Genomic DNA, 7,497 nt, shown 5'->3' on the forward strand with positions numbered 1-7,497 from the left:
CAGCCATTTTCAAAGGGAAAATGTACCCAGTAGCGTCTTTTCAATTTTTTCTGAGAAGCGACCTGCAGTAAGGGTTTTGTTAATTTTTTAGTATTTCTGTATGGGGGAAGTCCAGTTATTGTGTTCTTCCGGAAGCTCCTGTTTTTGAGCAATTGGGATGACAAAGTAAAAGCTTTTTCGGTAACTTGTCCCCAATTAAAAGAAAGCTTGAGAGATTTTCAGGGTTGCCGATTTTTACTTGATGGCTACCGGCAAAAGATAGCCATCGGCAATTGTATCAATTTGTAAAAGATGGTTGACGTTTGTGCCAATCGGTGGCCTGTTCGTAGGCGTGGGCGACGTGAAATAATTGATCTTCGCGCAGCACATTACCGACTAATTGTAAACCAATCGGCAAACCTTGCCCATCAAAACCGCAGGGAAGACTTAACCCAGGTAAACCGGCTAAATTGACGGGAATAGTCATTAAATCCGATAAATACATACTCAGAGGGTCCGCCGTTTTTTCCCCAGCTTTAAAAGCTGTGGTCGGTGAAGTGGGAGAAACTAACACATCTACCGATTGAAAAGCTCGATCGAAATCCTCTTTGATCAAAGTCCTGACTTTTTGTGCTTTCAGGTAATAAGCATCATAATAACCCGCCGAGAGGGTATAGGTTCCCAACATAATCCGGCGCTTGACTTCCGCACCAAAACCCTGAGCGCGAGTCTTGGTGTACATATCAATCAAACTATCGGCATCTTCCCGAATACCGTATTTAACCCCATCGTAACGGGCTAAATTCGCCGATGCCTCCGAGGGGGCGATAATGTAGTAGGTGGGCAATCCGTAACGGAAACGGGGACAGGAAATCTCTTTAATCGTAGCACCAAGGGCCTTTAACTGCGCTAAAGCTTGATTAACTGCATCGGCAACCACCTGATCCAAACCTTCCCCGAAAGTTTCCTTAATTACGCCAATTTTTAACCCTTTTAAACTGGTTTTCAGGAATTGGCTATAGTCGGGAATCGGCAGATTGAGACTGGTAGAATCTTGGGGATCGTAACCCGCGATCGCTTGTAATAAAATCGCCGCATCTTCTACGGTACGACCAAAGGGACCGATCTGATCGAGAGAAGAAGCGTAAGCCACCAAACCAAAGCGAGAAACCAAGCCATAGGTCGGTTTTAGCCCGACAACGCCACAAAATGAAGCCGGTTGACGAATTGATCCCCCCGTATCCGATCCTAGGGCGACCACGCATTCTTGAGCGGCCACAGCCGCAGCCGACCCCCCCGAAGAGCCACCAGGCACCCGGGATAAGTCCCAGGGATTAGCAGTAACGTGATAACCGGAGTTTTCGGTGGAACTACCCATAGCAAACTCGTCTAAATTGGTTTTACCGACGATAACTGCTCCTAAATCCCGTAATTTTTGGGTAACGGTGGACTCGTAGGGGGGGACAAAATTCTCTAAAATCCGAGAAGCGCAGGTGGTGGGGATACCCTTGGTGCAGAGATTATCTTTTAATGCGATGGGAATACCTGCTAACAGATGCAGAGACTCACCCCTGGCGATTTTATCGTCCACTTTTTGGGCTTGTGCGAGGGCTAAATCCGGGGTTAAATGGAGAAAGCTTTTTACTTGTGGTTCGATCGCTTGAATACGAGCAAGAAATTCTGTGGCGATTTCGACGGCTGTTTTTTCTTTATTGACGAGTTGTTGATGCAGTTGACGAATCGAAGTCATGTTCAGTTACCGGTTACAACCACCGTCAGGAGCAAGCAACAACCCCAGACAGCAAAGACTATTTTAGCGTCAGTTTGGCTGTCGGTCAGCTAATCTCCTAAAATTAAGGGAAAGCCTGGGAGGAAAACTAGAGTTATGACTTTTAATATCCGACAATTAGATAATTTAGACTACGATGAAGCCGAACCCTTATTAGAAGATTATATTACTGGAGCGATCGAAGAATATATCAATTCGCCCGAGGGAGAGGCCTATTATCAAGAAAAAGAAGAAGGTGGTGGTTGGATTGCTACCTTGATTGAGTTGGGCTATCTCTATCAAGGTTATACCCTTGCTACCATGACTAAGGCTGATGTGCAAATCTTAATGGAGAAGATTTTACCACGCAAAATTACTATCCTCGATCCGACGGAAACGGAAGATGCTATCCCTGAATTAATTAGTTTTTGGCAATTTTTGGGACGAGAATATAAATTAACTCAGGCTAAAGCTATTATTAAATATTTAGAGCAATTAGGCGATCGCTTTAGTCAACTGATGAACGATCCCAACAGTGGCGGTTTTATGAAAAATCTCTTGTTACAAGCGCATCAGCAGGGTTTTGATATCACCAGTCAGGAGGGTTTAAAAGCTTTTCAAGAAAAATATAATGCTGAACAACGCGCCAAACAGCAAGCGGCAGCAATATTGAAAAAAACGCCCCCAGCTGTTTCTAAATCGGAAAATGTTCCCAAGGCAATGCAGGCCAAATATCAAGAAATTATCGATATTACCGATGAATTTGCCGCTAAATATCTTAATGAAGAATACGCCCAACTTATTCGCCAATTAACCGCAACTTTAGCTCGTAAGCGTCCCTCTCCCCTAGAAAAAGGTAAGGTTAATTCCTGGGCTGCCGGCATTACTCACGCCCTAGGAATGGTCAATTTTCTCTTCGATCCTAGCCAAAATCCCCACATTTCGGCCACAGAACTTTATAAAGCTTTTGGGGTTGCTCAAAGTACAGGACAAGCTAAATCAAAACAAGTGAGAGATTTACTGAAGATGTCCTATCTTGACTCAGAATGGGCTTTACCAAGCAATTTAGAGAACCATCCTAGCACTACGGTCCGGCAGTTAATCAGTACCATGCTCGGTGATAATTAGGGTTTGCGGCAAAAAGTCTGTTGGTGGAGTTAGGCGGCACTCTTGCAGCAATAGATTCCTGAATGACCCAATCTTGATCGAGCTTGCCGACTAGACTCTAGTTACCTCTCCAGTTAAACTATAGTAGTCAATAGTTATAAAGTTTTAAACGATAACCTATTGTCAGCCTTTTTAACTGGTCACTTTATTACCTACCTATGTTGGACAGTTTCTCCCCCCAAACCTCTAGCGTCGTCCTCGCTTCGGTGGCGGACTATTTCAAAGTCCTGTCGGAAGTCAGTCGCCTACAGATTCTCAGTTGCTTGCAATTAGGTGCGATGAATGGTAAAGAAATCGCCGAAGCTACCGGACTAGGTCAGGCCAATCTCTCCAAACACCTGAAAGCTTTAACCCAAGCGGGAATTATCTCGCGGCAACCCCAAGGAGTCAGCGTTTACTATCAAATTACCGACCCCGTGATCTATGATCTCTGTAAGGTGGTTTGCGATCGTATTAGTCAGCAAATGCGTCAACGGGCCCGAGAATTCGAGAGTCTGCCGGCTTTCCATCTCCCTAAATAAAAATTACCAAATCCTTGACATTTTGCCTCAATTATGATACAGAAAAAAATTTCCATGCTCCTAGAAGAACTTTGTCAACGCTATCGGGAGGGAGAAAGAGATTTTCGGGGGATTATTGCGGGAAAGCGACTTAACTAATATTGCCCTCCCAGGAGTCAATTTTTGCCGTGCCGATCTGCGACAGGCGCGGTTAGGAAAGATACGCCTTTCGCGATCGCTGCTGAGAGAAGCGGATTTAAGTGAGGCGATTCTTTGGGGAGCAGATTTAAGTCAAGTGGACTTTTATCGAGCTTGTTTACGCGATGCGGACTTAAGCGGAGCTAATCTCATCGAAGCCAATTTAGAAGCCGCTTATTTAACCAAAGCCGTCTTAAACGGTGTTAATCTCAACAGTGCTAATCTCCAGCAGGCCGTATTAATCGATGCGGATTTTCGCTCCACTTCCGACCAACGCACGGACTTAGGCAAAACTAACTTTTGCGGAGCCGATCTCAACTATGCCAATCTGAGCGGCTCCCTGTTATATCGAGCTAATTTCGCTGATTGCCGACTTTGCCTGGTTAATTTTCGTGCTAGTCCCGAAAGAGACGGATTTATTACCGATCTCACCTGGGCCAGTTTCCGGGGTGCGCATCTCAGTTATGCCGATTTGCGCGGGGCAATTTTAGAAGATGTGGACTTGACTGATGCTGATTTAACCTGGACTTTGTTTTAATCTGGGAAGCTTTTTCAGTCAACAGTGATCAGTGAAAAGATGTCATTTCACTTAAAACTCAAATCCGATAACTGATAACTGCTCACTGATAACTGATAATTGAGGGTCGATTTATTTAAAACCGACGGATGCTTGCCAAACAAAGGCCAGCAAGAGGAAAAATAGGGGAATCAGGGGCAAGACATCGACTAAGGGGTCGAAAATTTGGTATGCTTCCGGCAATTTGGCCAACAAAAGTGCAGTTTCCATCTCTCTATCTACCTTGACAAGAAAATTTTCAAACGTTTCCTGAAATTTTATCACGTTGGGGTAACATCTAAGGCATCCTCAAGCCAAGGGGCAAAATCTTGGGCAAAAGTCCCCCCTAGGATAGATTGACGAATTTCACGGGTAAATCTGATTAATTCGGCGATATTGTGCAGAGATAAGAGAATATAACCCAACATTTCCCCCGATTTAATTAAATGATTCAGATAGGCACGGCTAAAGTGTTGACAGGTGTAGCAGGGACAAGTCTCGTCTAAAGGGGCGAAATCTTCCTTAAAACGGGCATTTTTGAGGTTCCAACGCTCTCCCCGCACTAAAGCCGTGCCATGGCGACCAAAACGGGTGGGAATGACGCAATCAAACAGATCTATGCCACTAGCGATCGCCTTGGCCATTTCTCGATAGGTTCCCACTCCCATCAGGTAACGGGGTTTATTTTCGGGGAGTAAAGGGGCAGTTATCTGGACAATGCGATGAATTAGGCTCGTTTCTTCCCCCACACTCACGCCACCGATAGCATAACCGGGTAAATCGAGTTTTACTAAAGATTCCGCCGCCGCTGCCCGTAAATCCTCATAAATTCCCCCCTGCACTATGGCGAATAAAGCCTGTTCTTGGGGTCGTTGATGGGCCGTCAGACAGCGCTCTAACCAGCGATAGGTGCGTTCGATGGATGCTTTCATGGTCTCATGACTGACTCCCGTGGGGGGACATTCATCGAAGGCCATAATCACATCAGCACCGAGGGCATTTTGAATCTGAATCGATTTTTCTGGCGTGATTTCGATTATTCTACCGTCCCGAGGCGATCGAAAGGTGACTCCCGATTCTTTAATTTGCCGGAGTTGACTGAGGCTAAATACCTGAAATCCACCCGAATCTGTTAATATTGGCTGATTCCACGCCATAAAATCGTGTAAACCTCCCGCTTTCTCGATAATACTTTCTCCAGGCTGCAGATGCAGGTGATAGGTATTAGCGAGAATCATTTGCGCCCCCGTGCTGGCGATTTGAGCGGGGGTCAAACCTTTCACCGTGGCCAAAGTTCCCACGGGCATAAAACGGGGTGTTTCTACCGGTCCGTGGGGACTATGCCAAACCCCAACCCGCGCACCAGTTTGGGGACACCGGGCGATTAATTCAAAGGAAAATCCCACTGTTTCAGTTATCAGTTATCAGTTATCAGTATTTTTGCTCGCTGCCTAAAAGGGGCAATCGTTGTCGTCTTCGTCTTCAAACTGCACATCCCACTTAGCAGAAAGTACCTGAGTAACCATGGCTTCGAGGGTATCGGCATTGAGACGGGCTTTCATATCGGGGTCTTGGAGTGGATTACTCAGGGGAATTAGCCGTAATTGCCGATTGTCTTGGATCAGATCAAAATAGGTTTCACCGTCGGGAGAGCGGGTTAAACGCAGACAATCGAAGCTATAGGTATTGAGATAAAGACTGTAGTTAGCAACTAGGGTGCTTTGCTGATAATCGGCGAAAACTTCCACTATCCATCCCTCCCCTTCACTCTGAATCACTCCTTCGAGACTATGGATGTAGCGAACTCGTCCGAGATCATCGAGGAGACGACGCATATCTTCTTTAGCGATGACCACGCCAGAATCAATAATACAGGGGGCGGGCAGGGGCTGTGAGGGTGGATGATAGTTCATAGGGATTGCCAGTAAAAAAATTTCCTTTTATAACCCACCGGGGGGTTTCTACCGATTCCTGTTGCAATTTTCTTCGGGTTACGTCTCGATCTTAACCCAATCCGCTAGAACTTTTCATTGTTATTTAATATTAATAACGACGATCGATGATTAATTTCCGCCTACTAAATATTTACAAAAATCTGGGTAGACAGAGCCTACCCAATCATAACTATTTACTGGGAGGGTTAGAAGCGGAAGGACTGCGATCGATCACCTGATCGATTAAACCATAGTCTAGAGCCTCTTCGGCGGACATAAAGAAATCCCTTTCCGTATCCTCGGCGATGAGGTCGAGAGGTTTACCCGTATGACTAGCTAGGTGTTCATTGAGTAATTGTTTGAGATAGAGAATTTCTTTGGCCTGAATTTCGATATCGGTGGCCTGACCTTGGGCGCCGCCGAGGGGTTGGTGAATCATGATCCGCGAGTTGGGTAGGCTCATTCTTTTGCCCGGTTTGCCGGCACTGAGGAGAAAAGCCCCCATACTGGCAGCTAAACCAATACAAATGGTGCTGACATCGGGACGGATTTGATTCATGGTGTCAAAAATCCCTAATCCGGCCGAAACGGAACCCCCGGGGGAGTTGATATACAAGTAAATATCTTTTTCGGGGTCTTCTGCTTCTAGAAAGAGTAATTGGGCGACGATTAGGTTAGCTAGGTCGCTGGTTACTTCTTGTCCCAAAAAGACGATTCTTTCCCGGAGTAGTCGGGAGTAGATATCGAAGGCGCGTTCGCCCCGGCCTGTGGTTTCAATAACGGTAGGAATCATTGCGCTTTCTTGTCTTGCTGCTGCGGTTAGTTTTTTGATTTTGACATACTCCCACCGTCAAGCTACGCTGTGACGGGGGATTCTTGACCTATCACTATCGGAAATTCCTTGTTCAACGAGACAGCTTAGATTCTCAATGTCTCCACTGAAAATCCAGAGACCGGACTCTCCCAAGGCGTTTGGGTCGGTTTCTGTTTGCCCAACAGTACCGTTGAGATGATTTCCCAAATATTGCAACCCTTTTTTAAGAATATTTATTGCTGCATTATGATCCCTATCTAAGATTGTTTTACAGTTAGGACATTGATGAGTTCTAGTGCTTAATGTTTTTTGAACTCTAGTACCACAAACTGAACAATCTTGAGTCGTGAAATGGGGAGGAACAGCAACACAAACAATCCGATAAATCTTAGCAAAATAATTCAACCATTCGGTGAATTGATACCAAGAAGCATCAGAAATCGACTTAGACAGCTTACGGTTTTTGACTAAGTTTCTTACCTTTAAAGCTTCATAGACTACCAGATCATTAGACTGGACTAACGCCAAAGCGTCTTTAATTGCTTTGTCTTTACGTTGTCTTGATACTTTAAGATGAAGCC

Annotated in this window: 8 protein-coding genes and 1 pseudogene; 3 read left to right on the plus strand and 6 right to left on the minus strand. The window is 45.4% G+C overall.

The window, feature by feature from the left end:
- Positions 1-277: 277 nt before the first annotated feature.
- Entirely contained in the window at positions 278-1,729 is a 1,452-nt protein-coding gene (gene gatA, locus IM500_RS15365) for an Asp-tRNA(Asn)/Glu-tRNA(Gln) amidotransferase subunit GatA (protein ID WP_159293812.1), read from the minus strand.
- A 135-nt stretch (positions 1,730-1,864) separates the two neighbouring features.
- Between gatA and IM500_RS15370 the strand changes: the two genes are divergently transcribed.
- The 3 genes and pseudogenes from IM500_RS15370 (at position 1,865) to hetL (ending at position 4,150) form a co-directional block, all read left to right on the plus strand.
- Complete coding sequence (locus tag IM500_RS15370) at positions 1,865-2,875, plus strand: DUF6398 domain-containing protein (protein WP_190721660.1); 1,011 nt, start codon at positions 1,865-1,867, stop codon at positions 2,873-2,875.
- Positions 2,876-3,072: 197 nt separating this feature from the next.
- Complete coding sequence (locus tag IM500_RS15375; protein ID WP_016514338.1) at positions 3,073-3,435, plus strand: ArsR/SmtB family transcription factor; 363 nt, start codon at positions 3,073-3,075, stop codon at positions 3,433-3,435.
- A 54-nt stretch (positions 3,436-3,489) separates the two neighbouring features.
- Positions 3,490-4,150 (plus strand): annotated as a pseudogene (gene hetL / locus IM500_RS15380) (heterocyst differentiation pentapeptide repeat protein HetL).
- 111 nt (positions 4,151-4,261) lie between these two features.
- Here hetL and IM500_RS15385 read toward each other — a convergent pair.
- The 5 genes from IM500_RS15385 to IM500_RS15405 form a co-directional block, all read right to left on the minus strand.
- Positions 4,262-4,399, minus strand: a complete 138-nt coding sequence (locus IM500_RS15385; protein ID WP_008206475.1) for a photosystem II reaction center protein K — start codon at positions 4,397-4,399, stop codon at positions 4,262-4,264.
- A 50-nt stretch (positions 4,400-4,449) separates the two neighbouring features.
- Complete coding sequence (gene tgt, locus IM500_RS15390; protein WP_190721659.1) at positions 4,450-5,574, minus strand: tRNA guanosine(34) transglycosylase Tgt; 1,125 nt, start codon at positions 5,572-5,574, stop codon at positions 4,450-4,452.
- Positions 5,575-5,619: 45 nt separating this feature from the next.
- Positions 5,620-6,081, minus strand: coding sequence for a hypothetical protein (locus tag IM500_RS15395; RefSeq protein ID WP_004163378.1), 462 nt, complete (start codon positions 6,079-6,081; stop codon positions 5,620-5,622).
- 211 nt (positions 6,082-6,292) lie between these two features.
- A complete protein-coding gene (gene clpP, locus IM500_RS15400; RefSeq protein WP_223210720.1) occupies positions 6,293-6,934 on the minus strand; it encodes an ATP-dependent Clp endopeptidase proteolytic subunit ClpP in 642 nt (213 codons plus the stop codon).
- An 18-nt stretch (positions 6,935-6,952) separates the two neighbouring features.
- The coding region (locus IM500_RS15405) for an RNA-guided endonuclease InsQ/TnpB family protein (RefSeq protein WP_287738877.1) at positions 6,953-7,497 on the minus strand (545 nt) is incomplete at its 5' end.

This window comes from Microcystis sp. M179S2 (assembly GCF_020245805.1).
Classification (GTDB): Bacteria; Cyanobacteriota; Cyanobacteriia; order Cyanobacteriales; family Microcystaceae; genus Microcystis; species Microcystis aeruginosa.